At 72.1% G+C, this 25729-nt stretch carries 26 protein-coding genes; 16 read left to right on the top strand and 10 right to left on the bottom strand.

The window, feature by feature from the left end; all coding sequences use genetic code 11:
• Positions 1-119 precede the first annotated feature (119 nt).
• The gene (locus QQ657_RS49230; RefSeq protein WP_284749354.1) at positions 120-479 is read right to left on the bottom strand and encodes a nuclear transport factor 2 family protein; all 360 of its coding nucleotides are present in this window, start codon (positions 477-479) and stop codon (positions 120-122) included.
• A 180-nt stretch (positions 480-659) separates the two neighbouring features.
• Here QQ657_RS49230 and QQ657_RS49225 point away from each other — a divergent pair, with 180 nt between their 5' ends.
• Complete coding sequence (locus QQ657_RS49225) at positions 660-1466, top strand: helix-turn-helix domain-containing protein (RefSeq protein WP_434056860.1); 807 nt, start codon at positions 660-662, stop codon at positions 1464-1466.
• Between the two features lie 43 nt (positions 1467-1509).
• Positions 1510-2283, top strand: coding sequence for an aldo/keto reductase (locus QQ657_RS49220; RefSeq protein ID WP_284749353.1), 774 nt, complete (start codon positions 1510-1512; stop codon positions 2281-2283).
• Here QQ657_RS49220 and QQ657_RS49215 read toward each other — a convergent pair.
• The 6 genes from QQ657_RS49215 to QQ657_RS49190 all read right to left on the bottom strand — a co-directional run bounded on the left by QQ657_RS49215 (position 2280) and on the right by QQ657_RS49190 (position 9044).
• The gene (locus QQ657_RS49215) at positions 2280-4130 is read right to left on the bottom strand and encodes a hypothetical protein (RefSeq protein WP_284749352.1); all 1851 of its coding nucleotides are present in this window, start codon (positions 4128-4130) and stop codon (positions 2280-2282) included. The genes QQ657_RS49220 and QQ657_RS49215 overlap by 4 nt on opposite strands.
• 115 nt (positions 4131-4245) lie before the next feature.
• Complete coding sequence (locus tag QQ657_RS49210; RefSeq protein ID WP_284749351.1) at positions 4246-5127, bottom strand: 3-methyladenine DNA glycosylase; 882 nt, start codon at positions 5125-5127, stop codon at positions 4246-4248.
• Positions 5124-6167, bottom strand: a complete 1044-nt coding sequence (locus tag QQ657_RS49205; RefSeq protein ID WP_284749350.1) for a hemolysin family protein — start codon at positions 6165-6167, stop codon at positions 5124-5126. The genes QQ657_RS49210 and QQ657_RS49205 overlap by 4 nt, the downstream gene beginning before the upstream one ends.
• On the bottom strand, positions 6164-7501 hold the full coding sequence (locus QQ657_RS49200; RefSeq protein ID WP_284749349.1) for a hemolysin family protein: 1338 nt from the start codon (positions 7499-7501) through the stop codon (positions 6164-6166). The genes QQ657_RS49205 and QQ657_RS49200 overlap by 4 nt, the downstream gene beginning before the upstream one ends.
• Positions 7502-7872: 371 nt before the next feature.
• A complete protein-coding gene (locus QQ657_RS49195) occupies positions 7873-8439 on the bottom strand; it encodes a TIGR03086 family metal-binding protein (protein ID WP_284749348.1) in 567 nt (188 codons plus the stop codon).
• Positions 8440-8462: 23 nt separating this feature from the next.
• Positions 8463-9044: a TetR/AcrR family transcriptional regulator gene (locus tag QQ657_RS49190; RefSeq protein ID WP_284749347.1), complete on the bottom strand. Its 582-nt coding sequence runs from the start codon at positions 9042-9044 to the stop codon at positions 8463-8465.
• Between the two features lie 186 nt (positions 9045-9230).
• On the opposite strand from QQ657_RS49190, the gene QQ657_RS49185 reads away from it, so the two are divergent.
• The 5 genes from QQ657_RS49185 to pip all read left to right on the top strand — a co-directional run bounded on the left by QQ657_RS49185 (position 9231) and on the right by pip (position 13412).
• Positions 9231-9626, top strand: a complete 396-nt coding sequence (locus QQ657_RS49185) for a hypothetical protein (protein ID WP_284749346.1) — start codon at positions 9231-9233, stop codon at positions 9624-9626.
• Positions 9627-9639: 13 nt separating this feature from the next.
• A complete protein-coding gene (locus QQ657_RS49180; RefSeq protein WP_284749345.1) occupies positions 9640-10278 on the top strand; it encodes a DUF3558 domain-containing protein in 639 nt (212 codons plus the stop codon).
• A gap of 3 nt (positions 10279-10281) precedes the next feature.
• A complete protein-coding gene (locus QQ657_RS49175; RefSeq protein ID WP_284749344.1) occupies positions 10282-11613 on the top strand; it encodes a WXG100 family type VII secretion target in 1332 nt (443 codons plus the stop codon).
• A gap of 34 nt (positions 11614-11647) precedes the next feature.
• A complete protein-coding gene (locus QQ657_RS49170; protein WP_284749359.1) occupies positions 11648-12376 on the top strand; it encodes an ESX secretion-associated protein EspG in 729 nt (242 codons plus the stop codon).
• Positions 12377-12464: 88 nt separating this feature from the next.
• Complete coding sequence (gene pip, locus QQ657_RS49165; protein WP_284749343.1) at positions 12465-13412, top strand: prolyl aminopeptidase; 948 nt, start codon at positions 12465-12467, stop codon at positions 13410-13412.
• Positions 13413-13460: 48 nt separating this feature from the next.
• Here the strand turns inward: pip and QQ657_RS49160 are convergent, their stop codons facing one another.
• The gene (locus QQ657_RS49160; RefSeq protein ID WP_284749342.1) at positions 13461-14660 is read right to left on the bottom strand and encodes a Glu/Leu/Phe/Val dehydrogenase dimerization domain-containing protein; all 1200 of its coding nucleotides are present in this window, start codon (positions 14658-14660) and stop codon (positions 13461-13463) included.
• A 120-nt stretch (positions 14661-14780) separates the two neighbouring features.
• On the opposite strand from QQ657_RS49160, the gene QQ657_RS49155 reads away from it, so the two are divergent.
• From QQ657_RS49155 to QQ657_RS49125, 7 genes are all read left to right on the top strand, one after another.
• Entirely contained in the window at positions 14781-15707 is a 927-nt protein-coding gene (locus QQ657_RS49155) for a LysR family transcriptional regulator (protein WP_284749341.1), read from the top strand.
• Between the two features lie 120 nt (positions 15708-15827).
• Positions 15828-17096 (top strand): glutamate-cysteine ligase family protein, encoded by a 1269-nt coding sequence (locus QQ657_RS49150; RefSeq protein WP_284749340.1) that lies wholly within the window; start codon positions 15828-15830, stop codon positions 17094-17096.
• Positions 17093-18430: an ergothioneine biosynthesis protein EgtB gene (gene egtB, locus QQ657_RS49145; RefSeq protein WP_284749339.1), complete on the top strand. Its 1338-nt coding sequence runs from the start codon at positions 17093-17095 to the stop codon at positions 18428-18430. The genes QQ657_RS49150 and egtB overlap by 4 nt, the downstream gene beginning before the upstream one ends.
• Positions 18431-18435: 5 nt before the next feature.
• Positions 18436-19197, top strand: coding sequence for an ergothioneine biosynthesis protein EgtC (gene egtC, locus QQ657_RS49140; protein WP_284749338.1), 762 nt, complete (start codon positions 18436-18438; stop codon positions 19195-19197).
• The gene (gene egtD, locus QQ657_RS49135) at positions 19194-20171 is read left to right on the top strand and encodes an L-histidine N(alpha)-methyltransferase (protein WP_284749337.1); all 978 of its coding nucleotides are present in this window, start codon (positions 19194-19196) and stop codon (positions 20169-20171) included. Before egtC ends, egtD begins: the two co-directional genes overlap by 4 nt.
• A gap of 46 nt (positions 20172-20217) precedes the next feature.
• Positions 20218-20640 (top strand): nitroreductase family deazaflavin-dependent oxidoreductase, encoded by a 423-nt coding sequence (locus QQ657_RS49130; RefSeq protein WP_284749358.1) that lies wholly within the window; start codon positions 20218-20220, stop codon positions 20638-20640.
• Positions 20641-20799: 159 nt separating this feature from the next.
• A complete protein-coding gene (locus tag QQ657_RS49125) occupies positions 20800-22404 on the top strand; it encodes an alpha/beta hydrolase (protein WP_284749357.1) in 1605 nt (534 codons plus the stop codon).
• A gap of 45 nt (positions 22405-22449) precedes the next feature.
• On the opposite strand, the gene QQ657_RS49120 is transcribed toward QQ657_RS49125, so the two are convergent.
• On the bottom strand, positions 22450-23028 hold the full coding sequence (locus QQ657_RS49120; RefSeq protein WP_284749336.1) for a TetR/AcrR family transcriptional regulator: 579 nt from the start codon (positions 23026-23028) through the stop codon (positions 22450-22452).
• A gap of 91 nt (positions 23029-23119) precedes the next feature.
• On the opposite strand from QQ657_RS49120, the gene QQ657_RS49115 reads away from it, so the two are divergent.
• A complete protein-coding gene (locus QQ657_RS49115; protein WP_284749335.1) occupies positions 23120-23974 on the top strand; it encodes an alpha/beta fold hydrolase in 855 nt (284 codons plus the stop codon).
• Between the two features lie 206 nt (positions 23975-24180).
• A complete protein-coding gene (locus QQ657_RS49110) occupies positions 24181-24888 on the top strand; it encodes an MgtC/SapB family protein (RefSeq protein ID WP_284749334.1) in 708 nt (235 codons plus the stop codon).
• Here the strand turns inward: QQ657_RS49110 and QQ657_RS49105 are convergent.
• Complete coding sequence (locus QQ657_RS49105; protein ID WP_284749333.1) at positions 24878-25675, bottom strand: alpha/beta fold hydrolase; 798 nt, start codon at positions 25673-25675, stop codon at positions 24878-24880. The two genes, QQ657_RS49110 and QQ657_RS49105, sit on opposite strands and share 11 nt — an antisense overlap.
• Positions 25676-25729 lie beyond the last annotated feature (54 nt).

The raw sequence follows: 25729 nt of genomic DNA, 5'->3' as shown, positions 1-25729 counted from the left end.
GGTTCGAGTCGAACCACAGCGCCGAGCCCGCCTGGCCGGTGAACTGGTCGAGGGCGGGGGGGGGCGGCCCCGGCCGGGGGGGGGGCCCCCCCGGCCGCCCCCCCCCCACGCCCATCTTTTCAGCCCGGGATCTTGTCCAGGAAACCGTGCACCTTGGCGATCTTCCCGCCTTCGAGCTCGACGACGTCGAACCCGATGGCGACGGGCTCGGCCCCGGGCGTGCCGAGGTACCACTGGAACCGGGCGAGGTCGTGGTGCGCGTCGGGCTCGGCGGGCAGGCTGAAGGTCAGCCCGGCGAACTGCTGCTGCGCCCCGCCGACGAACTGGTCGATCCCGTCGTGCCCGGTGACGGCCCCGAGCGGATCGGTGTAGCCGGCGCCCTCGGTGAAGAGATCGCCGATGAGGGCCCGGCGCTTGTCACCGTCGGTCTCGTTCCAGACGGCGATGTACTGCTCGACAAGGGTGCGCACGTCGGTCATGGCGGTTCCTTTCGTTGGGGGACAACGGGTTGTCGTCGTCCTGTGCTGAGACCGACTGTGGCGGACGAGCAGTGGCCCGTCGATTACGCGCGAGGTAATGCCGGGGCGGCGAACGAGCCGCGTGGGCCATTACCCCCGAAGTAATGGCAGCGACCCCGTGATCGCCGTAGCGTCGCTCGCGTGACGACTACGGTGCAGGCGACGCGGCAACGGCCCGTCGGGGAGCTGCTGCGGGAATGGCGGGACCGGCGCCGGATCAGCCAGCTCGACCTGGCGATCTCGGCGGACATCTCCACCCGCCACCTCAGCTTCGTGGAGACCGGACGCTCCCGGCCGAGCCGGGACATGGTGCTGCGCCTCGGCGAACACCTCGACGTGCCGCTGCGCGAGCGCAACCGGCTGCTGCTCGCCGCCGGGTTCGCGCCCGCCTACACCGAGAACGCGCTGGGGGACCCGGAAATGTCCGCCGTCCGCCAGGCCGTCCGGCAGCTGCTCGCGAGCCACGAGCCCTATCCCGCCGCCGTCGTCGACCGGGGCTGGAACCTCGTCGACGCCAACGCCGCCACCGGCCTGTTCGTCGCCGGGATCCCGCCCGAGCTGACCACCAACGTCCTGCGCGCGACCCTGCACCCCGACGGCATGGCCCCGCACGTCCTGAACCTGGGGGAGTGGCGCGCCCACCTGCTCGGCCGGCTGCGGCGTCAGGTCGGCCAGACCGCGGACCCCGGGCTCACCGATCTCCTGGACGAGCTGCGCGGCTACCCCTGCGACCAGCCCGTGCCCGAGGTGGAGGTCCCTGGACCGGGTGACATCTTCGTGCCGCTCAAGTTCCGTCACGAAGGCACCGACCTGACGTTCTTCAGCACGGTGGCCACCTTCGGCACGCCGCTGGACGTCACGGTCGCGGAACTGGTCATCGAGTCGTTCTTCCCGGCCGACCCGGCGACGGCCGCATACCTGCGCGAGCGGGCCGCGTCGGTGGAATGATGGGACGCACCCGCGCAGCATCCGACGTGAGGATCACCGGTAGATGGCCGTCCCGCCTTCGCTCGCCCTGTCCGACGGAGTCCGCATCCCCCAGCTGCTGTTCGGTGTCGCGGGCCTGACCGCGGCCGAAACCGGCCGCGCCGTCCGCATCGCCCTCGACACCGGCTACCGGGGCTTCGACACTGCGCCGGGGACCGAGGCCGCGGTGGGCGACGCGCTCGCCGGAGTGCCTCGCGAAGAGCTGTTCGTCAGCGTCAAGGTGCCCGCGCAGGGTTACGACGTCGCGCGCCGCGCCGCCGACCAGGCACTGACCGCGCTCCAGCTCGAGCAAGCCGACCTGTGCCTGCTGGACGGCACGAAAGGCGCGTTCACCGACACCTGGCGCGCCCTGAGCCGCCTGCGCGCCGACGGCCGCGTCCGCGCGGTCGGGGTCGCCGGGTTCGGCGTCGCGGAACTGCGCCGGCTGATCGACGCCACCGGCGCGGTCCCGGTGCTCAACCAGATCGAGCTGCACCCGTGGCTGCAGCAGCTCCCGCTGCGCGAGTTCCACACCGAGCGCGGCATCGTGACCGCCGCGTCGAGCCCGGCCGCCAACGCCGGCCTGCTCGCCGACGAGACGGTCACCGCGCTCGCGGCGAAGTACGGCAAGACGCCCGCCCAGATCGTGCTGCGGTGGCACCTGCAGGCGGGCACGGTCGCCGTGGCGGCCTCGGCCACGACGACCCGGACCCGCGAGAACTTCGGGATCTTCGACTTCGAGCTGGCCGACGACGACCTCGCGGTGGTGGCCGAGCTCGACAACGGCACGCGCGTCTAGGTCGACTTGATCCCGGCGGCGGCGAAGTCGGCCTGCTGAGCCGGCTGTTCGAGGTACTCGCGGAAGGTCTGGGCGGCGCGGAGCACGGTGTCGTCGATGCCCTGCCCGGTGAGCCCGATGAACGGGTAGTCCGCCGACCGCGCGTTAGCCACCGACTGCGCGGGCGAGCCGATCAGTTCGGGCTTCTTGGTGGTGAGCTCGCTGACCCAGTACGACGACTCCGGCAGCCACGCGGCCGGGAGCCCGCCGATCGCGTCGAGGTTGGTCCGGCCGACCAGCGCGTCGAGCACCTGCGCGGAGGGCTTGGCCTCGATCACCACGTGCACGCACTGGCCGTGGACGACGGTGGCGGCCTGGTTCCAGCGGTCGGCCGAGGCGGTGAGCGGCTTCTGCACGCTCGGCGTGACGAGGATCCGCATCTGAGACGTGCCGCCGGAACAGCTGGCGGCTTGGGCCTCGGCGCGGCTGTTGAGCTCGCTGTCGGCCCAGTTCCAGCCGATCACGCCGAGCCCGATCAGGGCGGCGAGCACGGCGCAGGCGATCGGCCAGCCGGCGATCCGGCGCCGCGGCGCCTTCTTACCGACGATCCGGTGTGAGCCGGTGGCGTCGCCCTTGCCGAGGGTCCGGTGCGAGCCGGTGTTCTCGCTCTTGCCCGAGGGGGCGGTGGCGTCGGTGCGGCCGGGGGCGCGAAGCCGTCCGGGGGTCTCGTCCTCGGCGGCTTCACGGCGACGGCGGCCGCGGCGCGAGGTGCTTTCGGGGGCTTCTTCGCGCTCGAGGGTGCGCTGGGAGCCGGTGTCTTCGGTCTTGCCGGCGGTCCGGGCGGTGATCGGGTAGTCACCGGAGGCCTCGTCGTGCCGGGTGATGACCTCGGTCCGCTCGGCGGCCGACTCCGCGGGCCGGGCAGGCGCGGCTTTGACCCGGCGGCGGCCGCCGCCTTCGCCCCGACGGGCCGGGTGGGCACCGGTGGCTTCGCCGCGGCCGGCTACGGGGTTGGCGCCGGTGGCCTCGCCTCGGCGAGTGGCGCGGGGAGATTCGCCGCGTTCGGCGGCGGGGTGGGAGCCGGTGGCTTCGCCCCGGCGGCCTGCGGGAGTCTCACTGCGGCTGGCGGCAGGGTGGGAGCCGGTGGCTTCGCCCCGGCGGCCTGCGGGAGCTTCACCGAGGCCGGCGACGGGGTAGGAGCCGGAAGCCTCGCCACGGCGAGTGGCGCGGGACGATTTGCCTCGTTCGGCGACGGGGTGGGAGCCGGTGGCTTCACCGCGGCGGCCGACAGGAGCCTCACTGCGGCTGGCGGCGGGGTAGGAACCGGATGCTTCGCCCCGGCGGCCTGCGGGAGCTTCACCACGGCCGGCGACGGGATGGGAGCCAGAGGTCTCACCGCGGCGCCCTGCGGGAGCCTCACCGTGGCCGACGACAGGGTAGGAGCCAGAGACCTCACCCCGGCGGCCGGCGGGAGCTTCACCGCGGCCAGCGACGGGATAGGAACCGGAAGCCTCACCACGACGGCCGGCAGGAGCTTCACCGCGGCCCGCGACAGGGTAAGAACCCGAAGCCTCGCCACGCCCGGCCACCGGGTACGAACCGGAAGCCTCACCGCGGCGCGCAGAGCCGGCCGGCTCGCCGCCCCCGGAGACGAAGTAGCCCGACGAATCACCGCGAGCGGCACCACGACCGGCGATCCCGAAGGCGTCCGAGATGGAGCTGCGCTTCGGGGTGCCCGCGACCGGGTGCGCGCCCGATGCCTCGCCGCGTCCTGCGGCGCGAGGCTCGTCCGGGCGGCGTCCGCCCGGCGCCCCGCCACGGTCCTGAGGGTGCGGCACGGGCTCGTCGTCCCGGGCGTGTCGCCCCATGGTCGTCCTTTCGGCGTCGGCGCATGTCAAGTACGCGCTGCGATGCAATGAAACCGTTATCACCCTAACAGGTGAGTATCAGTGAGAGAATAATCTGACTCACAGTGGCGCGTACTCAGGGTGCTGCGCTGACCAGGCGATGGCAGTGCGCGATCAGGCGAGCACGCACCGGTGCCGCCCGCCGGGCGAAATCCGCCTGGGCCCTGGCGTATTCGGCGCGTCCCTCGGCCGTCTCGATCCGCACCGGCGGGTAGCCGAGCTCGGCCAGATCGTACGGGCTCGCCCGCATGTCCAGCGTCCGGATCTCGACGGCCAGCTCGAACCCGTCCGCCACCAGCTCCGCCGGCACGAACGGATCGAGCTTGTACGCCCATTTGAACAGGTCCATGTTCGCGTGCAGGCACCCCGGCTGCTCGAGTGCGACCTGCGTCTCCCGCGACGGCGTCAGCTCGTTGCGCGGCCGGGCGTCGGCGGTGAAGAACCGGAACGCGTCGAAGTGCCCGCACCGGATGTCCAGGGACTCGACGACCTCGTCGGTGCCCGCCGAGCCGAGCCGCAGCGGGACCTGGTTGTGTCGCACCGAGTCCGCCGGCTCGCGGTAGACCATCGCCCACTCGTGCAGCCCGAAGCAGCTCAGCCGCGGCGCGCGGGACGCCGTCGCGGTCAGCAGGCCGAGGACGAACTCCGCGGTCCGCTGCTTGCCTTCGGTGAACCCCGCGGGATCTAGCATGACCCCGTCGGCGGTCTCGGCGTAGCCCTTGCGGTCCAGGAAACGCCGCGCCGCGGGCCCGGCGAGCGCGACGCCGGGCCCGGGCTGCCACCGCTGCAGGTGCGACGGCCGGAACGAGTAGTAGGTGAACAGGAAGTCCAGCACCGGGTGCTTCTCGCCCCGCGAGCGCCGCTCCTGGTGCGGGACCGTCCACCGCCGCATCCGCTCGACGTGCGCCGCCTCCCGGGCCAGCCAGTCCGGTTCGGCGAGCACGTCGACGGCGGTCATGCGCCCACGTGGGTTCCGTCGCGCACGGTGCCCACGTACTCCTCGACGAGGTCTTCCAGTGCGACGACCCCGACGGCCTTCCCGTCGACGTCGAGTGCCCGCGCCAGGTGGCTGCCTTCCTTGCGCATCGCCGACAGCGCGACGTCGAGGCGGGCGTCGGCCCGCAGCTCGGTGAGCGCACGCGTCTTGGCCGTCGGCACGCTCGTCGCCGGGTCCTGCCCGGCCAGGTCGAGGACGTCCTTCACGTGGATGTAGCCGGTCAGCCGCCCGTCGTCGGTGCACACCGGGAACCGCGAGAAGCCGGTGGACGACACCGCCCGCTCGACGTCGCCGACCGTCGGCCCGCAGGGCAGGGTCGTCAGCTCGGCCGTCGGCACCAGCACGTCGGCCACCGTCTTCTGCACCGACGACAGCGTCTGGGTGAGCCGCCGGTGCTCGGACTGGTCGATCAGGCCTTCCCGCCGCGACTCGCTGAGCAGCTCGGCCAGCTCGTCGGACGTGTACGCCGTCTCGAGCTCGTCCTTCGGCTCGACCTTCACCGCGCGCAGCAGCGAGTTGGCGACGAAGTTGAGCAGCCAGATGAACGGGTTGGCGAGCTTGACCCACCCGACGTGCACCGGCACCAGCCACAGCGCGAGCCGCTCGGGCTCGGCGATGGCGAGGTTCTTCGGCACCATCTCGCCGATCAGGACGTGCAGCACGGTGATGAACGCCAGCGCGATGGCGAACGAGATCGCGTGCAGCAGCGTCTCGGGCAGGCCCAGCAGGTCGAAGAACGCCGAGAGCCGGTGCGCGATCGCGGGCTCGCCGAGGCGGCCGAGCAGCAGTGAGCAGATGGTGATGCCCAGCTGCGCGCCCGCCAGCATCAGCGACACGTGCTTGCTCGCGTTGATCACGATCTTCGCGCGTGTCTTGCCCTGTTCCAGCAGCGCTTCGAGCCTGTCCCGCCGCGAGGAGATCAGCGTGAACTCCGCGCCGACGAAGAAGGCGTTGAGCAGCAGCAGGACCACCACGAGGGCGATGTTCAGCCAGTCGCTCACGAGGCCACCTCGGCTTCGGCCGGTGTCCGCACCGGGGCCACTTCGACCTCGGCGACGCGCCGCTTGTCCATCGTGGTCACGGTGAGCCGCCAGCCGTCGACCTCCGCGGCGTCACCCTCGGCGGGGATCTTGCCCAGCCGCTCGAGGATCAGCCCGGCGATGGTCTCGTAGTCGCCGTCCGGCATCCGGAAGCCGGTGACGTCGGTGACCTCGTCGGCCCGCAGCTGCCCGGACACCAGCCAGCTGTCGGTGCCGACCTGCTGGGACGCCGGCGCTTCGCGGTCGTCGTGCTCGTCGCGGACGTCGCCGATGATCTCCTCGACGACGTCCTCCAAGGTCACCAGCCCGGCCGTGCCGCCGTACTCGTCGACGACGATCGCCAGCTGGAAGCGGGAGTCGCGCAGCCGGTTGAGCAGGTCGTCGCCGGGCAGCGACTCGGGCACGGTCGGCACCGGCCGCATGACCGAGCCGATCGGCACCGCGGCGCGGTCGGCGGCGGGCACTGCGAAGGCCTGCTTGACGTGCACGGCGCCGCGGACGTCGTCGAGGTCCTCGGCGTGCACCGGGAACCGCGAGAAGCCGGTGCGGCGCGAGATGTCGATGAGGTCCTCGATGGTGTCGTCGATCGCGAGCGACTCGAGCTGCACCCGCGGGGTCATGAGCTCCTCAGCGGTGCGCTCGCCGAACCGCAGCGAGCGGTCCAGCAGCTCCGCGGTCGACGTGTCGAGCGTGCCGCTTTCAGCGCTGGAGCGCACGATCGAGCCCAGCTCCTGCGGCGAGCGCGCGGACCGCAGCTCCTCCTGGGGCTCCACGCCGAACTTGCGCACGAGGAAGTTCGCGCTGTTGTTCATGAGCGTGATGAGCCATCGGAAGAGTGAGGAGAACCGCGAGTGGTAGCCGGCGACGGCCCGCGCGGTCGGCAGCGGCCGGGCGATGGCGAGGTTCTTCGGCACCATTTCGCCGAGGATCATCGACAGCGAGGTGGCGATGACGAGGGCGAGCACGATCGACGCCCCCGCGGCGAACGTCTCGGGCAGCCCGACGCCGGTGAGCAGCGGCCGGACGAGCTCGCCGATGAGCGGCTCGGCCAGGTACCCGGTGATCAGCGTGGTGAGCGTGATCGCGACCTGGGCGCCGGAGAGCTGGAAGGACAGCGTCCGGTGGGCCTTTTGGACGGTCAGGGCGCGCCGGTCGCCGACTTGGCGGACGTTGGCGTCCACGGTGCTGCGCTCGAGCGCGGTCAGCGAGAACTCGGCGGCGACCGCGAGCCCGGTGCCGACGGTCAGCAGCACGAAGAGGAGGACGCCGAGCACGGCGAAGAGGATCTGGATCATTCCGCACCCGCCCGGACGGCGGGGGATGAACCTATCGGACAGCCGGGTCGGTCACCCGGCTCGGTACTGTCACCAGGTGACTGCGCTGCGCGCACGAAACGGTCACTCCTAGCAGTGAAGAGGCGTGTACTGCGAATATGCGGACAATCTTAACGTGTCCCCGCCCGCGCCCGCGCGGATATCGGTGTGTCGGCGCGCTCACCTCGGCGGGTGATTCACCACGGTGTGCGTCTGAGCAGGCCCACGAGGCGCGCGGCGGGCCCGCGCGAGGTCGCCGATCGCGTGGATCGGATATCGAGCCGCTCACTCGCCCCGGGGATGACGGGCCGCGCGTGCGCCCGGCCGTGTGGAGTCTCAGCGAGCCGCGTGATTCACCGCGGTGTGCGCCCGAGCAGGCCGACGAGGCGCGCGGCGGGCCCCGCGCCGCGGGGGACCGGGACCGGTGGGTCGAAGATGCCGAGCCCCTGCCACTCGTCCACCCACGGCCGGACGACGTCGAGCAGCCGCTCGGCCAGGTCCTCGGTCACCGGGCTGGGGAGACCCAACGCCGTCGCGAGGTCCCATGCGTGCACCGCGGCGTCGATCGTCATCTGCCAGCCGTACTCGCGGGCGGGGAGCAGCCCGGTCGACACGTGCACCGCGCGTTCCAGCACGCCGTCGTCGAGGAAGGCTTCGCGGGCGGCTTCGGCGGCCGAGTCCCAGGCGGACACCGGGTCGGCGCCGAGGACGTCGCCGTCGAAGCGGTCGCCCACGTCGTCCAAAGTGGCGCCGGCCAGCAGGGAAGGTGCCCAGAGCTGCTCGGTGACGAGGTGGTTCACCAGGTCGCGGACGGTCCACTCGGTACACGGCGTGCGGCGGCCCCAATCGGCTTCGCCGGCCGCGTGCACCGCGTCGCCGAAGGCCCGCAACGCGTGGCCGTGCGCCTCGAGGAGATCCACGCGGGCCATTTGACCACGACGGATCAGGCGGTGCCCGGCCGGTGCCGCCGCACGGTTTCCTCGACGAGGTCGAGCACCGGCCCGAGGCCGGCGGCCGGCAGGCCCATGGCCAGGTGCGAGACCAGGCCTTCGAGGACGAGCTCGAGGAACGCGGTGAGGACGTCGACGTCGACGTCGTCGCGCAGGATCCCGGCCTCCCGCTGGCGCAGCAGGCGCAGCCGGGTGGCGGTGGTCAGCTGCTCGGAGCGCTCGGCCCACCGGGCGCGGAACTCCGGATCGGTGCGCAGCCGGCGGGAGACCTCGAGGCGCGTGCCGAGCCAGTCGGCGGGGTGGTCACCGCCGGCGAGGAGGTCCCGCATCACCTGGACCAGGCCCTGTTCGGCGACGACGTCGGCCATCCGGATGGCGTCGTCCTCGGCGAGGGCGAGGAAGAGCGACTCCTTGTCGCGGAAGTGGTGGAAGATTGCCCCGCGCGACAGCCCGGTGGCTTCCTCCAGGCGCCGGACTGTGGCACCTTCGTAGCCGTAGCGTGCGAAGCACACGCGCGAGCCGTCGAGGATCTGGCGCCGGCGTGCGTCGAGGTGATCCTGGCTTACGCGTGGCATCCTGAAATCCTGGCACCGCGGACCGGGATCTCGCAATCCGTACGTACGTACTGTGACCCGGAGTGTCCTGGAACCGAACCCGAACCCCCATCGTCGGAACGTTGCGGCGATTCGCTGACACGGCGTGAGACAGTTGGCTAATCTTTGCACCATCACGGTGGGTGAACTGAGGGGTAGGTGCGGGGCGTGATCATCGGCGAAGCCGGGCAGGCGGTCCAGGCGCTTTGGGGCGACGTCTTGAACACGCCCGGCCGCGTGTACGGCGGCGGGGGCAAGGGCGGCCAGTTCAAGATGGACCCTGAAGAGCTCAACACGGTGATCGGCCAGTGGGAGGACGTCCTCGACCAGATCGTCGAGGACGGGACCAAGATCCAAAGCCTCGTCTACGCGCCCAAGCTGGCGCCGGGGGAAGACACGGTCAGCGGGAGCTACGCCTCGACCACCTCGGACTCGATCGCCGCTCTGCAACGGCAGAACGACTCCATGCGCAAGTACGCACAGGAGTACATCAAGAAGCTCAAGGCGGCGCAGACGAAGACCGTGGCGACCGACCAGGACCTGTCCGGCACCTTCAAGGCATAGGCGAACCGATCTCGTGCGAAGCGAAATCCGCGGCCTGGCCGCGCTCCTGATCGTCTCCGCGGGACTCGCGGCGGGCTGTACCTCGACGACCGGCGGTGCCGCGTCTCCGGCGCCGAGCGCGCCGCCCTCCACGAGCGCGCCCGCCGCGGATCCCGACGTGCCCAAGGTGACCCAGCCACCCCTCGACGCCGGCAAGTACGCCTCGGACACCTGCGGGCTCCTGCCGCCGGACCTCCTCGCGTCCTTGCGGTACACCGACGCCGGCAAGTTCCAGGCAGGCGGCGACACGCCGCTGACGGCGGCGGGTCCGTCCTGTGCGTGGAAGATCAGCGGCGAGGGCATCGGCCTGCAGATCATCCTCGGCACCGGTAACCGCGACCACGGAGCGGGCGGATTGGCCGGCACTTATGCCGCGTACCGCGAAAAGAAGTTCGTGCGGTTCCTCGAGCACGCGCCGGACGTCGAGGGTTACCCGGCCGTGTACGCCGACATCCAGGACGAGCGTCCGATGGGCACCTGCACCCTGGTCACCGGCATCGCCGATGACCTTTCGTTCAGTGTGCAGGCGCAGGGATACCAAGGGCAGGACGACTCCTGCGCCGCGGCGAGCCAGGCCGCGGCCGGCGTCGTCAAAACACTCAAGGGGGCATGACGAGTGGACGGAAAGCAGATCTACGACAACTTCCGGCAGGGTGATACGGCCGGCCTGCGTCAGACAGCGGAGACGGTCCAATCGCTGTCGGACGCCTACATGGAGCGCGGGGCGAGCATCAAGGCGCTCCAGTCACGGATGGTGAGCTCGTGGAGCGGGGACGCGGCCGACGCCGCGAACGCCGGGGCCGGTCCGCTCGAACAAGCCTTCGCGCAGACCGCCGAGCCGCTCGACGTCACCAAGGCGTCGGTCGACTCCCAAGCCGCCGTTTTCGACCACTCCAGCAGCTCCGTCGTCGAAATCCCGCCGAAGCCCGAAAAGCCCAGCGCCTGGAGCGTCGGTCTGAAGGCCGCGATCCCGATCGCCGGGCCCTTCATGGCCAAGGACGACATCGACAACTACCAAGAGGGCATCGCGAAGTACAACGCGGCGAACGAGACCAACGTCCGCGTGATGGACCAGTACAGCAGTGCCACCGACAGCACCAGGTCGGCGCTGCCCACCGACTACGGCGTCCTCGAGTCCGACGGCGCGGCCATCTCCGTGAACACCCCGAACCCGCCCGGGCACATCGAGATCACCGACAAGAACAAGTGGTACCCCGAGAACGGCGGCGGCGACCCGGGCGGCGACGACCACACCTCGACCACCAGCGTCGACACCACGCACACCGGTGGCCCCGACCAGCCCGGCGGCACCGACCGCCCCGGTGGCACGGATCGTCCCGGTGGCACCGATCGCCCGGGCGGTACCGACCGTCCCGGTGGGACCGACCGGCCCGGCGACGAGACCCACACCACCGGCACCGGCCGCCCGACCACGACGACCACCCGGCCCGGGCCGACGGGCACCGACCGGCCCGGCAGGACGCCGATCGGCACCGATGGGATCGACTTCTACCCGACCAGCACCGGCGGTGGGGGCGGTCAGAACTACTCGAACACCTTCGGCAGCGACCCGAACTCGAGCACCGGCGGCCGTGGGCCGAACAGCGGCAACGCCGGCAGCCGGCTGCTCGACTCCAACGGCCGGCCGATCAGCGGCAGCGGAACCGGTGCCGGCGGCAGCGGAAGTGGCGCCGTGGGGGAGCGCGGGCTCGGCGGCGGCCGCGGCTCCGGCATGGGCAGTCTCGGCAACGCCGCCGCCGCGGAGGCCGCCGCCGCGCGGTCGGCTGCCGGGCGGTCCGGGCAGATGGGACCCATGGGGGCCGGGGGCCGCCGGGGCGAGGGTGAGGAAGATGATGAGCACCAGCGGCCGGACTTCCTGATCGAGGCGGACCCGGACGCCATCTTCGGGACCGACCAGCGGACCAGCCCGCCGGTCATCGGCGAGTAGAGCGAGTAGGCGGGTGGACGTGGCAACAGGCCGGGTGGACGTTCCGGTCGAGGCGCTGGCCGCACTGGCCGAGCGCGAGCAGGTCGGTCAGCTGCACGTCACGCTGCGCCCGGAGCCGCTGTGGCTCTCGGACGAGGAGCGTGACGAGGCCGGCAAGCGCATCGACGCCGCACTGGCCGAATCCGGGCTGATCGACGCGCGCGGCCGGTCGACCGTCGACTTCCTCGACTGGCTCCCGCTGCTGGTGAGCCCGGCGCGGGAGTGCTACGGCTGGGTCGGGGTCGACGGCCGGACGTACGGCGTGCTCGCCGCCGCGAAGGGGCTGCAGGCGATCCTGGCGGTCTCCGACGGGACGCAGGTCGGCGTGCAGGAGATCGACCGGAACCGGCTCGCCGAGTCGCTCGTCGAGCAGCTGCCGCCGATGGGCGCGGGCGGCGGGCGCCCGCGCAGCGTCCGGGTCGCGGACCTGACCGAGGCGGCCCGCCGCGGTCAGGACGCCTACCCGCTCGACCCGGCGGTCGCCGACGTCGTCAGCCTCGTACAGCGCCCGGTCTCGGGCAGCGGGGAGCTCTACGTCGGCCGCCGCGACGACGTCGGGCGCCACACCTGCCTGCGGCAGCCGCTGCACTACGCCGACACGGACTGGGGCCGCTACCTCAGCTACACCTCGGGCGCGGGCGACGACGCCGTCATCCACATCGGCCCGGCGGGTCCGCGCGATCTGGCCGACACGCTCATGGAACTGGCCGTCGACCTCGTCTGAGCCGCGGCCCCGGCGAAAAAGGGGCCGCGCAGGGTGTCTTCCGGCGGTAATGTGACAGCGCTGTTGTATCCGATGGAAGGACGCGCTGATGGCTGGGCTGTACCCCGGGATCGAACCCTACGAACACGGACTGCTCGACGTCGGCGACGGGCACGAAATCTACTGGGAGACCTGCGGGAACCCGGACGGGAAGCCGGCGCTCGTGGTGCACGGCGGGCCCGGCTCCGGGTGCTCGGCGAACCTCCGGCGGTACTTCGACCCGGCGAAGTACCGGGTCGTGCTCGTCGACCAGCGCGGCTGCGGCCGCAGCACCCCGCACGCGGGCGCCCCGGTCGCCGACCTCTCCGCCAACACCACCGACCACCTGGTCGCCGACTTCGAGCTGCTGCGCACCCGGCTGGGCGTCGAAAAGTGGCTGCTGTTCGGCGGTTCCTGGGGGTGCGTGCTCAGCCTGACCTACGCCCTGCGGCACACCGACCGGGTCAGCGAAATGGTCCTGATGGGCCTGGCGACCGATCGCTTCCTCGAGATCGAAATGCTCATCCGCGGTCTCGGCGCGTACTTCCCCGAGGGCTTCGCCAAGTTCCGCGAAGGTGTTCCGGAGAGCGAGCGCGACGGCGACCTCTCAGCCGCCTACAACCGCTTGCTGCTGGACCCGGACCCGGCGGTCCACCACAAGGCTGCCGACGACTGGTGCGCCTGGGAGGACGCGATGCTCCCGGGCGTGCCCCCGTACAAGAGCTTCGAGGACCCGGCCTACCGCCTCTGCTTCGCGCGGCTGGTCACGCACTACTTCAGCAACCGGGCATTCCTGCCCGACGGCGAAATCCTCGGCAACCTCGGCAAGCTCGCGGGCATCCCGGCCGTGCTCGCCCAGGGGGTGCTCGACACGAGCAACATCGTCGGCACGCCCTGGCTGCTGCACCACGCTTGGCCGGGCAGCGAGCTGGTGATGCTGGAGAACATCGGGCATTCGACGCAGGACACCCCGATGCAGGACGTCCTGGTCGGGGCCACCGACCGGTTCGCGGGCTGAGGGATTCCGCGCGGCACCACCCCGACGGGCGCCGCGCGGACCCCCGGCTTACGGGATGAGCAGCGCCGGCTCGCCTTCCGGGGCGAGGGCCGCCTCGGCGCGCTGGGCCCGGGTGGTCTCGGCGAGCCGCAGCCCGGTGATGCGCAGCGGCAGCCGGTCCATGTTCCACTCGGTCAGCAGGAGCGCGACCTTCGCCTGCATCTCCGTGCGCAGCCGCAGGAACGAGTCGGCCGGGTCCGCGCCGACCTCGCCCAGCAGCAGCCACCACGCCCACGCCGCCGCGCCCGCGTTGGCGACGAAGTCCGGCACGACCGCGACACCGCGGGCCGAGAGCGCGGCTTCCGCTTCCGGCGTCGTCGCCGCGTTGGCCGCCTCGACGACCACGGACGCCTTGACCAGGTTCTCGTTGTCCGGCCGCAGCGCGTAGGAGATCGCCGCCGGCACGAAGATGTCCGCGTCGATGCCGACGACCGCCTCGCGGGGCAGCGAACGCACGCCTTCGGGGAGCCGGGAGCGGTCGACCTCGCCGAAGCGGTCGCGCAGCTCCAGCAGCGCCGGGACGTCGAGCCCCGCCGGGTCGTACAGCGTGCCCGCGGCGTCGGCCACCGCGACCACCTTCATCCCGGCTTCGTGCAGGTACCAGGCCGCGCCGCCGCCCATGGTGCCGATGCCCTGGATCGTCACGGTCGTCTCGCGCACGTCCCAGTCCCACGCCGCCGCGACGCCGAGGCACGCCTGCGCCACGCCGTAGCCGCCGACGACGTCGCCGAGCAGCAGCCCGCCGGGCACCGGTGCGTTGAGGCCCGCCTGCACCCGGCGCAGGGTGCGCGCCGGATCGGCCGAACGGGCGATCGCCGCGTGGTACGACTGCTCGAGCCCGAGCTCGGCGAACACCTCGTCGATCAGGTGCTGGGGCACGCCGAGGTCCTCGGCGGTCACCCAGTGTGCGTCCAGCCACGGCCGCAGGAACGCGCAGAACCGCTTCAGCACGCCGAACGCCCGCGGGTCCTTCGGGTCGAAGTCGATGCCGCCCTTCGCCCCGCCGACCGGCAGGTTGAAGGTCGCGGTCTTGTTGGCCATGCCCCGGGCGAGGTCCTCGACCTCGCTCATCGTGCAGCCCGCCCGCATCCGGGTGCCGCCGGTGGCGACGCCGGAGACCAGGCAGTGCACGACCAGGTAGCCGTTCGCGCCGGTGATGGGGTCGGTCCACGTCAGTCGCATCAGCGGCTCGGCGTTGCGCGGGGTCATCAGGGCCACTCACCTCCAGGGAAGTCCGGGGCGGTCCGGCGACCGCCCCACCGAGCGTGCGCCCCGGGTGGCCCTCGCGTCCATTTACCGCTGCTGCACGATCTCGTTTAGGTTTGGTGCATGGAGCTTTCGTTGCATCGGTTGAGGATGCTCCGCGAGCTGCACCGCCGGGGCACCGTCACCGCGGCCGCGGCGGCCCTGCACTACACCGCTTCGGCGGTGTCGCAGCAGCTCGCGCAGCTGGAACGGGATGTGGGTGCCAAGCTGTTCGAACGGCTCGGGCGGCGCGTGCAGCTGACCGAGCTGGGCAAGCTGCTGACCGAGCACGCGGAGGAGATCCTGGGTTCGGTCGAGCGCGCGACGCTCGCCCTGGAGGAGGCCCAGGAGGCCCGCACGGTCCGGCTGGTGGCCGGCGTGTGGGCGTCGGTGGCCTCCGGGCTGCTCCCGACGGCGCTGACCGCCCTGGCCGGCGAGCACCCCGGCATCGAGGTGCGCACCCGTGAGCTGGCGCCGGAGGACACCGCCGAGGCCGTCCGCGACGGCACGCTCGACCTCTCGTTCGTCATCGACTACTCCGACACGCCGACCGCGTGGGACGCCGGGCTGGAACGCGCGGTCGTCGCCGTCGAGCGGCTGCACGCGGCCGTGCCGCGGGGTGCGGTCCCGTCGGGGTCGGCCTCCCTGGACGACCTCGCCGAGCACCCGTGGATCCTGGCCAGCCCGAAGTCGCACTTCGGCCGGGCGATGCGCACGGCCTGCCGGCGCCACGGCTTCTCCCCGAAGATCAACCACGAGGTCGAAGAGCAGTCCACGGCGATGGCGATGGTGGGGGCCGGCCTCGGCGTCACCCTGGTTTCGGACCTGGGCCTGCGGCTGCTGCGGCCGCCCGGGATCGACGTCGTCGCGCTCACCACGCCGCTGCTGCGGACGGTGTCGATCGCCTACCGGCGCACCGCGTTCCGGCGGCCGGCGCTGCACCTGGTGATCGACGCCGTCCGGGCCTCGGCGGCCGAGCTGGGGCTGGGCACCGAATCCGCTTTGCCCTGATCCGGGACTTCTTACGGAGTGGTGAACCGGTCCCGCTGCGCAAGATCCGGCCTGATTTTGTCGTACCCCGCGTGTAGCGTCCGAAGTCAAGAAGTTCCACCACCCGGAACAAGGACGGACATGACAGAAGCGTCTACGGTGCACCACTTTCCCGAGAAGTCGGGGAGTGCGTCGAACCGCACCGCGCGGGTCCTGGCGGACCGCGCGGCCGGGGAAGCGTACGTGGCATCGGTGTGCTTCAAGCACGGCCCACCGCGCCTGACCGGCGTCGAGCTGGAGTTCACCGTGCACCACGCCGACGACCCGGCCAGACCCCTCGATCCCGACCTCCTCGCCACGGCGCTGGGCCCGCACACCCCGCGGACCCTCCGCCCCGACAGCCCCGCCGCACCGCTCCCGGCAGGTTCACCAGTGAGCCTCGAGCCCGGGTGCCAGGTCGAAATCTCCGCTCTTCCCCAGGCCTCCCTGCGCGACCTCGACGCAGTGGTCACGGCCGACCTCCACCACCTGCGTGACCGCCTCGCCCGGCACGGCCTCGTGCTGGGCGAATCGGGCATCGACGCCCACCGGGCGCCCCGGCGGATCCTGCACACGCCGCGCTACGCGGCGATGGAGAGCCGGTTCGCGCCGATCGGGCCCGGCGGCATCACCATGATGTGCAGCACCGCCGGCCTGCAGGTGTGCCTCGACGCCGGGGAGGCCGAGCACCACGCCGCCCGGTGGTCGGCCGCGCACGCCATGGGCCCGCCGCTGCTCGCCCTCTTCGCCAACTCCCGCGTCCACGCCGGGTGCGATACGGGGCTGGCGTCCGCCCGCTGGCTCGCGGTGCACGACACGGAGCCGGTGCGCACGCGCACGGCGGCCGTGGCGGGCGATCCGGCGGCGGAGTGGGCCACGCGGATGATGGACACCCCGCTGATGGTCCTGCCCCGGCCGGACCGGCCGTGGGACGCGCCGGAGGGGCTGACGTTCGCCGACTGGATCGACGGCCGGGGCGCGGCGTCCCTGCTGCCGAGACCGACGGTGGCGGACCTCGACTACCACCTCACCACGATGTTCACCCCGGTCCGCCCGCAGGGGTACCTGGAGATCCGGTACCTCGACGCGCAGCCGCCCGGCGAATGGCTGGCACCGGTGGCGCTGCTCGCCGCGCTGCTCGCCCGTCCGTCCACTGTGGAGCAGGTGCGCGACCTCTGCGCACCGGTCGCCGGCCGCTGGACCACGGCGGCGCGGCACGGCCTGGCGGACCCGGAGCTGGCGGCGGCCGCGGCGGCACTGGCCGACCTCGGCTGCGCCGAGCTGGGTGCCACCGGGCTGGGGGAGGAGTCGATCGCCGAGATCAGCAAGAGCGTGCAGGGGCGCGCGTACCGATCGAGGAGCGAAGCATGAGCACGGAAGCACTGGGTGACCTGAGCGCGCAGGACCTGCGTGCCCGGGCCGCCGAAGCACTGACCCGGGCCCGGGCGCGCAGCGTCGCGCTGACCGACGCGGTCGACGACGAAGACCTGGTCCGCCAGCACTCCCAGCTGATGTCGCCGCTGGTCTGGGACCTGGCGCACATCGGCGTCCAGGAGGAGCTGTGGCTGGTCCGCGACGTCGGCGGCCGGGAGCCGCTGCGGCCGGACATCGACGACATCTACGACGCGTTCCAGCACGCCCGCGCCGACCGGCCGGAGCTGCCGCTGCTCGGCCCGGCCGAGGCGCGCGCGTACGTCAAGCAGGTCCGTGAAAAGGCGTTCGACGTGCTGGAACACGCGCCGATGGAGGGCCGGCGGCTGACCGAGCAGGCCTTCGCCTTCGGCATGATCACCCAGCACGAGCAGCAGCACGACGAAACCATGCTGGCCACGCACCAGCTGCGCAAGGGCGACCCGGTGCTGCACGCGCCCGAGCCGCCGCCCGCCCGCTCGGGCACCCTCCCGGCGGAGGTCCTCGTGCCGGGCGGTGCGTTCACGATGGGCACCTCGGCCGAGCCGTGGGCGCTGGACAACGAGCGCCCGGCGCACGAGCTCGCCGTCGAGGCGTTCTGGCTGGACACGACCCCGGTGACGTGCGGGGCCTACGCCGAGTTCCTCGACAGCGGCGGCTATGACGACGAGCAGTGGTGGAGCCCGCCCGGCTGGGCCTACCGGACCGACAACGGCATCACCGCACCGCGCTTCTGGAAACGGGAGCAGGACGGCTGGTGGCGGACCCGGTTCGGGGTGTACGAGCGCGTCACCGCCGACGAGCCGGTCGTGCACGTCTCCTACTACGAAGCCGAGGCGTACGCGGCCTGGGCCGGGCGGCGGCTGCCGACCGAGGCCGAGTGGGAGAAGGCCGCCCGGTTCGACCCGGCGACCGGCCGCTCGCGGCGGTTCCCGTGGGGTGACGAGGAGCCGTCGGCCGAGCACGCCAACCTCGGCCAGCGGCACCTGCGCCCGGCCCCCGCGGGGGCGTACCCGGCCGGCGCGTCGCCGACCGGCGTGCACCAGCTGATCGGCGACGTCTGGGAGTGGACGAGCACGGACCTCCACGGCTACCCGGGCTTCGCGCCGTTCCCGTACCGGGAGTACTCCGAGGTGTTCTTCGGCCCGGAGTACAAGGTGCTGCGCGGCGGCTCGTTCGGCACCGACTCGGCGGCGATCCGGGGCACGTTCCGCAACTGGGACTACCCGATCCGGCGGCAGATCTTCGCCGGCTTCCGCACCGCCCGCGACGCGGCACCCGGCGAGGTGGGCTAGGCGCCATGTGCAGGCACATCGCCTACCTCGGCGAGCCGCTTTCGCCCGCCGAGGCGGTCTTTCGCGCGCCGCATTCCCTGCTGGTGCAGTCCTACGCGCCGGCGGACATGCGCGGCGGCGGCTCGGTCAACGCCGACGGGTTCGGGCTGGGGTGGTACCCCGGCCCGGGCGCCGAGCCGCTCCGGCACCGGCGGTCCACTCCACTGTGGACGGACGAGACGCTGCCGCCGCTGGCCGCGTCGGTGACCTCGGGCGCGTTCGTCGCCGCGGTCCGCAACGGCACCACCGGCATGCCGGTGACCGAAGCGGCCGCGGCGCCGTTCACCGCGGGGCGCTGGCTGTTCAGCCACAACGGCGTCGTCCGCGGCTGGCCGGACTCGCTGGCCGAAGCGGCCAAGACCCTGCCCGTCACCGAACTGCTGACCCTGGAGGCGCCGACGGACTCGGCGGTGCTCTGGGCCCTGCTGCGGGCCCGGCTCGCGGCGGGGGAGGACCCGCTGACGGCGGTGGCGGGACTGACCACCGCCGTCGAGGCGGCCGCCCCCGGCTCCCGGCTCAACTTCCTGCTCACCGACGGCGAAACGCTGATCGGCACCGCCTGGACGCACGCGCTGTCGCTGCTGGAGACCCCGGCCGGCGTGCTGCTGGCGTCCGAACCCCTGGACGGCGATCCGCGCTGGAAACCCGTCCCGGACCACCACGCCGTGCGCGCCACCGCGGCCGGCGTCGACCTGCTTCCCCTGACCCTGGAAGGCACCCTGTCATGACCGAAGTCGATCTGGACCACCACCGTTCCGGCGACGCCGTCACCGCGGAACTGCGCGCGGACGTCGTCGCCGGGCTCACCGCCGAGCGGAAGTGGCTGCCGCCCAAGTGGTTCTACGACGCCGAGGGCAGTGAGCTCTTCGAGAAGATCACCCAGCTGCCGGAGTACTACCCGACCCGCAGCGAGCGCGAGGTGCTGGCCGGGCACGCCGGCGACGTCGCGGAGCTGACCGGCGCGCACACGCTCGTGGAGCTCGGGTCCGGGTCGAGCGAGAAGACCCGGCTCCTGCTCGACGCGCTCACCGGGCACGGGACGCTGGAGGCGTTCGTGCCGCTGGACGTGTCCGAGTCCGCCCTCGCCGAGGCCGCCGAGGCGATCTCGAAGGACTACCCGGGACTCACCGTGCGCGGGGTCGTCGGCGACTTCACCCAGCACCTCGACCTGCTGCCCGGCGGCCAGCCGCGGGTGGTGGCGTTCCTCGGCGGCACGATCGGCAACTTCCTGCCCGCCGAGCGCGCGGTGTTCCTGCGGTCGGTACGGGAAGTGCTCGACGAGGGGGAGTGGCTGCTGCTCGGCACCGACCTGGTCAAGGACCCCGGCATCCTCGAACGCGCCTACGACGACGCCGCCGGGGTCACGGGCGAGTTCGACAAGAACGTGCTCCGGGTGATCAACACCCGGCTCGGCGCGAACTTCGACGTCGACGAGTTCGAGCACGTCTCGCACTGGGACGCTGAGAACGAGTGGATCGAGATGCGCCTGCGCGCCCGCCGCGCGCTTTCGGTGGAGATCCCGGGTGCGGACCTCACGGTGGCGTTCGCCGAAGGGGAGCACATCCGCACGGAGATCTCGGCGAAGTTCCGCCCGAGCGGCGTCGAAGCGGAGCTGGCCGCGGCGGGGTTCGCGCTCGAGCGCTGGTGGACCGACTCGCAGCAGCGGTTCGGGGTGAGCCTGGCAAGATCTGTGCGTGGCTAATCCTCTCCGGGCGCTCGCCCGGGCCGTCGGCACCAAGCCGTGGCTGATGCGCACGGCCGGGTTCGTCGTGTGGGCGGACAAGAAACTGCACAAGGTGTTCGGCGGCCGGGTGAGCCTCGTGGCGCTCGCCGGTCTGCCGTCCCTGCGCCTCACGACGACCGGCCGCAAGAGCGGGCTGCCCCGGAGCACGAACCTGCTCTACTTCCCGCACGGCGACGACCTGGTGCTGACGGCGTCCAACTGGGGGCGCCCGAACGACCCGGCGTGGGCGTTGAACCTCCGCGCGAACCCGCGGGCGGAGGTGGCCATCGCCAGCCGGCCGGCCGAGGTGGTGGCCCGCGAGCTGACCGGCGACGAGTACGCGGCGATGTGGGCCGAGCTGCTGGAGTTCTGGCCGGGTTACGCGATGGAGCAGAAAGAGGCTGGGCGGCCGTTGCCCGTTTTCGTACTCAAACGACCTGCTCGATAGGTTCCCACCATCCTTTTGGCCGGTGCCGGGATTCACCGGTTTGTGCCAGGGTCTCCCGGGTAACGCGCCGTGACGTCTCGACCGCGCGGCGCAGTGCGCATTCAAGGGATGTGCGTGACCTAGGGAGGAGATCTCTTGCCGAGATCCACACAGGGCCGGGTGCGGTCGTTCGCACTGGTGGGGGCGCTCGTGGCCGGCGTGGGACTGGCCGGGACGGCCGGTACCGCCGCGGCGGCCGAAGACGCGGTGGCCAAGCCCGCCGTCGTCGGCGCGACCGCCGCCGTCACCTGGGGCACCTGCTCGAGCGACACCCTCGCCGGCGTGCCCGCGGACCAGGTCAAGTTCTACAGCTGCGCCCGCTACCGCGTGCCGATCGACCACGACAACGCGTCGCTGGGCACCATCGACATCGCCCTGCTCAAGCGCGCCGCCCGCACGCCGGCCACGCGCGTCGGCTCGCTGTTCCTCAACCCGGGCGGCCCCGGCGGCTCGGGCCTGACGATGCCGGTCAGCGGCGATTACATTTTCCAGCCACAGGTCGTCGACCGCTTCGACCTCATCGGGTTCGACCCGCGCGGCGTCGGCCAGAGCAACCCGCTGCGCTGCTTCACCACCCAGGAGGACGCCGACGAGGTCTTCGGCGCCCAGATCCCGGTGCCGCTGAGCCGCGCCGAGATCTCCGGCACGCTCGCCAGCTACCGCGACTACGGCACGTTCTGCAAGAACAACGCCGGTTCGCTGCTGAACCACATGTCCACCAAGGACGTCGTGCGCGACCTCGACACACTGCGCGCGGCGGTCGGCGACCAGAAGCTGACCTACGTCGGCTTCTCCTACGGGACGTTGATCGGCTCGACCTACACCTCGATGTTCCCGAAGCAGTCGCGGGCCATCGTCATCGACGGCAACGTCGACCCGGCGCTGCGCACCAGCGACGGTGTGCAGTACGACCGCGAACGCGCGCAGGGCTTCGAGATCGCCCTCGACGGGTTCCTCAAGCGCTGCGACCAGGTCGGCACCAAGTGCGCGTTCAGCGACGGCAACCCGCGGGCGAAGTTCGACGAGCTCCGCGAGTACCTGCGCAAGCAGCCGATCACCCGCCCCGGCGGCGACACGATGGACATCAACCTGTTCACCGGCGGGGTTTCGAACATCCTGTACTCCCCGTCGCGCTTCGCGGAGCTGGCTGAGGACCTGCAGGGCCTCTACAACGCCATCCACCCGGTGGGCGCGCAGGCGCAGGCGCTGCAGGCCAAGCCGCTGAAGGCGCTTCTCCCGGGCATGCAGGGCCTGGTCGACCAGAACCCGGACAGCCCCTACACCAGTGACGACTCGTACTTCGCCGTCAACTGCTCCGACAAGCCGTTCAAGATCAAGCAGGAGCAGGTGCCGGACATCGCCGCGAAGTGGGAGCGCGAGTCGCGCACCTTCGGCCGCTACCAGGCGTTCGCCGACACGGCGGGCTGCCCGGTGTGGCCGGCGAAGAAGCCGGACGTCTACCGCGGTCCGTGGCGGGCCAAGACCGACGTCCCGGTGGTCGTGGTGAGCAACTACTACGACCCGGCGACGCAGTACAAGTTCGGCCAGCGGATGGCGGCCGAGCTCGGCAACTCGCGGCTGCTGTCGGTCGACGCGTTCGGCCACTGCATCCTCGGCGACGCACTGGGCGTCGACAAGGCCGTGGCGGACTACCTGACCGACCTCAAGGTCCCGGCCGGCGGGCAGGTGTTCCAGCCGAACGTCCAGCCGTTCGAAACCGCGTAGCACGGCGGAAACGGGCCGGGGTGACACCGTCGCCCCGGCCCGTTCTCACGCTCGCAGCAACCGGTCGAGCAGGTCCCCGGCCGCCGCTTCGGCCTCCACGGCGGCACTCGCCTGGTCATCCGCGCGGGCCACCAGCATCGCGATCTCGTTCAGTCCGGCCAGCAGCACGTGCGCGAAGTAGTCGACGCGCACCGGGGCGAGCCGGCCCGCGAGCCGCAGGGCGACCTTGAGCTTGCCGAGCGTGCGAGCTTCGTCGCCTTCGCGCCAGCGCTGCCAGCCGAGCACGGCCGGCGCGTCGATGAGCATCACCTGCCGCACCACGGGGTCCGCGGCGCTCCGGATCCACGTCAGGCAGGCGGCGCGCAACGCCGTCGCCGGGTCGTCCAGGCCCTCGATGGCCTTGGCGCCTTCCGCTTCGACGCGGTCGTAGACGGTGTCCAGGACCGCGGCGAACAGGGCGTCCTTGCCGGGGAAGTGGTGGTAGAGCGCGCCCCGGCTCACGTCGGCGGCCCGCAGGACGGCCTCGATCGAGGTGCCGTCGTAGCCGTGCTCGGTGAACAGGCCGGTGGCGACCGCGACGAGGTGCTCGCGGGTCGCCTGGCCCCGGTCGATCTTCTTGTTCATGCGGGTCGGCAGCCTCCGTCGTTGACAAACCGACTGACGGTCTGTTCATACTAGACCGTCAGTCGGTTTACTTCTGGAGGGACTGTAGTTCATGAATCTGCGAACCTGGGAGGACCAGCGCGGGCGCGTGTCGACGGCGTCCGGCGACGTGAGCTACACCGACGTCGGCGAGGGGCCGGTCGCGCTCTTCGTGCACGGCGCGGGGACGAACAACCTGTTGTGGCGCAAGGCGATCAGCGAACTGTCGGGGGAGCGGAGGTGCATCGCGCCCGACCTGCCGGGCCACGGCGCCTCGCCCGTGACGCCCGATCAGGACCTGAGCCTGAACGGCCTGGCGCGGCTGCTCGGCGACTTCTGCGAGTCGCTGGAACTGGGCGAACTCGACGTCGTCGCCAACGACACCGGCGGCGCGGTCGCGCAGGTCTTCGCCGTGCACCACGCCGACCGGCTCCGGACGCTCACCCTGACCAACTGCGACACCCAGGGCAACCTGCCGCCCGAGGCGTTCCGCCCGATCGTCGAGCTGGCCGAACGCGGGCAGCTCGCGCCGCTGTCGGTCCGGCTGGCCGCGGACCGGCAGCGGGCGCGCACCGGTGTGCTCGCCGGTGGGTACGAGCGGCCGGACCGGGTGCCGGACGAGGTCCTGGACGCCTTCGTCCGCCCGGTGTTCGGCACCCTCGACGCGGCCCGGCAGTTCGAGCGCCTGCTGACGTCGGTCCGCGGCGAGGAGCTGGACGCGATCGAGCCGCTGCTCAAGGAGTTCCGCGTGCCGACGCTGCTGGTCTGGGGCACCGGCGACCCGAACTTCGGGATCGAGTGGGCGCACCGGTTCGCCGACGCCGTCCCGGGCGTCACCGAAGTCGTCGAGGTGCCCGGCGCGAAGCTGTTCTTCCCGGACGAGCGGCCCGAAGACCTCGTCCCGCACCTGCGCCGGCACTGGGCGTAGTGATCATCACAGCCCGGGCCCGCCTGCCTCGGCTAAGGTGGGTGCCGTTGATCAACCACGAGCAACGGAAGCGAGGTGAGCGGCACATGCCAGCGGACAGTCAGCGGACGACCGGGCGTGCGCTCACCGGAGGCTTCCGGCTGGGCTGATCCCGTCCGGTCTCCTTCCTGTCCGGCAGTGCGCGCACGCCGGAAAAGAGCCGGATCATGACCATCTTCGAAATGCTGCTGCGCGTCGGCGCCGGCGTCGGCCTGGGTGCCGTCATCGGGTTCGAGCGCCAGTTCCGCGCCCGGATGGCCGGGCTGCGCACCAACGCCCTGGTCGCGGTCGGCGCGACGCTGTTCGTGCTGCTGTCCGCCCACGGGTTCGGCGGGCTGTCGTCGAGCGGTGACGCCGACCCGACCCGGGTGGCCGCGCAGATCGTCTCGGGCATCGGGTTCCTCGGTGCCGGGGTCATCATGCGGGACGGCCTCAACGTCCGCGGCCTCAACACGGCGGCGACGCTGTGGTGCTCGGCTGCTGTGGGTTCCCTTGCGGGCGCGGGGTTGTACGTCGTCGCGGCGGCCGGGACCACCGTCGTGGTCGGGGTGAACGTGGTGCTGCGGCCGCTCGGCCGGGTCGTCGACCGCCGTCCCGACTCGGGCGACGAAACCCCGGCCCGCTACGAATTCCAGGCGGTGACCCGTGACGACTCCGAGGCACATGTGCGGGCGTTGCTCGTGCAGGCGTTGGCGCGCACGGACTTCCGGCTGCTCTCGGTCCTGAGCACCGACCAGCCGGAGAACCGCACAGTCGAAGTCCGCGCCGAGCTGGCCGCCGACCAGCGCGACGACGCGCAGATGGAGTCGGCGGTGTCGCGGCTTTCGCTGGAGCCCTCGGTTTCCAGCGTGCGCTGGGAAGCCGTCACGGTGTAGCGAGGAACTCCTCGAGCAGCTCGCCGAACTGGGCGGGCTCGTCCAGGTTCACCATGTGCGCGGCGCCGGGCACCCGGGCCCGGCGCGCGTGCGGTGCCTCGCGCTCGACCAGGTCGGCGACGGCGAAGATGTCGGTGGAGTCCAGGTCACCCGTGACGACCAGCGCGCGCGTCCCGATCTCGGCCACCCGGCCGATCGCGCCCAGCTCGGTGCCCGGATCGGGGGCGCCGTGGCCCTGGGAGAAGTTGTCGACCAGCATGTCCCGGCAGCGCCGCCGGACCGCCGGGTCCACGTCGGCGGGCGCGCGGTGCGGGCCGTCGACCCACAACCGCAGGACGCACTCCAGGACCGCGGCGCCGTCGCCCGACCGGGCCGCTTCGCCCGTCTCGGCCAGCAGACCCAGGACGTACGGGTCCTGGAACTCCATCCCGCTGATCCCCGGCGAGCTGAGGAACAGTCCCGCCGCCCGGTCGGGGCAGGCCAGGGCGAAGTCGAGGAACACCCGGCTGCCGAGCGAGCAGCCGACCAGCACCGGGCGTTCCACGTCCAAGGCGTCGAGGAGCTGCTTCAGGTCTTCGCGGTGTGAGAACGGACCCGCCGGGTCCGACGAGCCGCCGGCGCCGCGGGCGTCGTAGCGGATCACGCGGTGGTCGCGCGCGAAGCGGGTGAACTGCTCTTCCCACATCGCGCGGGTCATGCCGCCCGCGTGCAGGAACACCACCGGCGAACCTTCGCCGCGTTCTTCGCAGGACAGGTGGCCGTCGCCGAGCTCGATGCGTTCCCCCATGCCCGCCACCGTAACGGAAAAGGCCTCCCCGCCGGAATCGACGGGGAGGCCTCC

This window comes from Amycolatopsis ponsaeliensis (genome assembly GCF_030182635.1).
GTDB classification, from domain to species: Bacteria; Actinomycetota; Actinomycetes; order Mycobacteriales; family Pseudonocardiaceae; genus Amycolatopsis; species Amycolatopsis ponsaeliensis.
The sequence above is the reverse complement of the archived record's forward strand: the minus strand, read 5'-3'. Positions and strand labels throughout refer to the sequence as shown.

Bases quoted from the DNA above. Each gene is read 5' to 3' on its own strand.
- QQ657_RS49110 (WP_284749334.1), top strand. From the start codon at position 24,181: ATGACCATCTTCGAAATGCTGCTGCGCGTCGGCGCCGGCGTCGGCCTG.
- QQ657_RS49115 (WP_284749335.1), top strand. From the start codon at position 23,120: ATGAATCTGCGAACCTGGGAGGACCAGCGCGGGCGCGTGTCGACGGCG.
- QQ657_RS49190 (WP_284749347.1), bottom strand. From the start codon at position 9,044: ATGCCACGCGTAAGCCAGGATCACCTCGACGCACGCCGGCGCCAGATC.
- egtD (WP_284749337.1), top strand. From the start codon at position 19,194: ATGACCGAAGTCGATCTGGACCACCACCGTTCCGGCGACGCCGTCACC.
- QQ657_RS49230 (WP_284749354.1), bottom strand. From the start codon at position 479: ATGACCGACGTGCGCACCCTTGTCGAGCAGTACATCGCCGTCTGGAAC.
- QQ657_RS49200 (WP_284749349.1), bottom strand. From the start codon at position 7,501: ATGATCCAGATCCTCTTCGCCGTGCTCGGCGTCCTCCTCTTCGTGCTG.
- QQ657_RS49215 (WP_284749352.1), bottom strand. From the start codon at position 4,130: ATGGGGCGACACGCCCGGGACGACGAGCCCGTGCCGCACCCTCAGGAC.
- QQ657_RS49130 (WP_284749358.1), top strand. From the start codon at position 20,218: ATGCGCACGGCCGGGTTCGTCGTGTGGGCGGACAAGAAACTGCACAAG.
- pip (WP_284749343.1), top strand. From the start codon at position 12,465: ATGGCTGGGCTGTACCCCGGGATCGAACCCTACGAACACGGACTGCTC.
- QQ657_RS49160 (WP_284749342.1), bottom strand. From the start codon at position 14,660: ATGACCCCGCGCAACGCCGAGCCGCTGATGCGACTGACGTGGACCGAC.
- QQ657_RS49105 (WP_284749333.1), bottom strand. From the start codon at position 25,675: ATGGGGGAACGCATCGAGCTCGGCGACGGCCACCTGTCCTGCGAAGAA.
- QQ657_RS49150 (WP_284749340.1), top strand. From the start codon at position 15,828: ATGACAGAAGCGTCTACGGTGCACCACTTTCCCGAGAAGTCGGGGAGT.
- QQ657_RS49210 (WP_284749351.1), bottom strand. From the start codon at position 5,127: ATGACCGCCGTCGACGTGCTCGCCGAACCGGACTGGCTGGCCCGGGAG.
- QQ657_RS49155 (WP_284749341.1), top strand. From the start codon at position 14,781: ATGGAGCTTTCGTTGCATCGGTTGAGGATGCTCCGCGAGCTGCACCGC.
- egtB (WP_284749339.1), top strand. From the start codon at position 17,093: ATGAGCACGGAAGCACTGGGTGACCTGAGCGCGCAGGACCTGCGTGCC.
- QQ657_RS49120 (WP_284749336.1), bottom strand. From the start codon at position 23,028: ATGAACAAGAAGATCGACCGGGGCCAGGCGACCCGCGAGCACCTCGTC.
- QQ657_RS49220 (WP_284749353.1), top strand. From the start codon at position 1,510: ATGGCCGTCCCGCCTTCGCTCGCCCTGTCCGACGGAGTCCGCATCCCC.
- egtC (WP_284749338.1), top strand. From the start codon at position 18,436: ATGTGCAGGCACATCGCCTACCTCGGCGAGCCGCTTTCGCCCGCCGAG.